The sequence below is a fragment of the Streptomyces sp. NPDC111520 genome (assembly GCF_055635295.1).
Map to the genome: position 1 here is coordinate 1 of NZ_JBVKBW010000052.1, position 1127 is coordinate 1127.

Annotated in this window: 1 protein-coding gene; it reads right to left on the minus strand. The window is 68.4% G+C overall.

From position 1 onward, the window contains the following. The coding region (locus tag ACZ7MY_RS43045; RefSeq protein WP_499611861.1) for an IS701 family transposase at window positions 1–1069 on the minus strand (1069 nt) is incomplete at its 3' end. Window positions 1070–1127: the final 58 nt, after the last annotated feature.

The following is a 1127-nucleotide window of genomic DNA, read 5'->3' on the forward strand; positions in this document are numbered from 1 at the left end:
TGATGTGGCGGTGCCAGCCGTCGTAGCGGCGGACCTGGTAGTCATCGAGGCCGCACTCGCCCTTCGCGGTCTGGAAGCACTCCTCGATGGCCCATCGGGCCCCGGCGACGCGGATGAGTTCGTCGAGCGTGGTGTCGGCCGGGCAGTAGGCGATGTAGTAGGAGATCTCCTGGGGGCGGCTCACGCTGCGGCGGGCGATCACCCAGTGGCGGCGGTCCTCGCGGTGCCAGGGGCGGACCTCGACGCGGGCCCAGTCGAATACGCGCGGGCCGTGGGCGCCGGCGCCGCACGAGCGTCGTTTCCACTTTTGCCTGGGCAGGCCGTTGAACAGGTCGTGGACGGGGTGGTCCATGGCCCAGCGGGAGACGACGGTGTCATGGCGGGTGGTGGCCATAACGTGGAAGACGTCCGCCTGTTCCAGTTCCGTGCGCCAGCTCTTGCTGAAGCCGTAGGCGGCGTCCGCGGTCACCCACCGGAACGGGACCCTGTCGGTGATCGCCCGGCGGACCATGGCCCTGGCCGTGGCCACCTTCGTCTCGAAGGCCACCTCATCGGTGATGCCGGCCTGGCGGCACCGTTCGCGGTCATCGGTCCACGACGTCGGCAGATACAGCCTGCGGTCGATCAGGGTGCGGCCGCGGTCGGTGGCATAGCCGAGGAAGACCCCGACCTGGCAGTTCTCCGTGCGTCCGGCGGTGCCGGAGTACTGCCGCTGCACCCCGGCCGACCGCACCCCCTTCTTCAGGAAGCCGGTGTCGTCCACGATCAGCACCGCCTCCGGGTCACCGAGATGCTCAACGACGTAGTCCCGCACGTCATCGAGGACCTCGTCGGCGTCCCAGTCGATCCGGTTCAGTAGCCGGTGGATGCGGTCTGGCGCCGTGTGACCGGCCTGCTCGGCCAGTGTCCAGCCGTTTTTCCGCTCCAGCGGGGCTATCAGCCCCTGCATATAGGCCAGCGCAGACTCACGCGGCTCCGACCTGGCGAACCGATGCACAAACCGCTCGTGCAACTCCGAAAGGCCCGACAACCACCGGCTCGCATCAGCCGGCACCACATCCCACCCCATGCCCACTCCAACGAGCCTCCTGCCCACCCGTCACGACAAAGACCGTTGCAGTACTAGG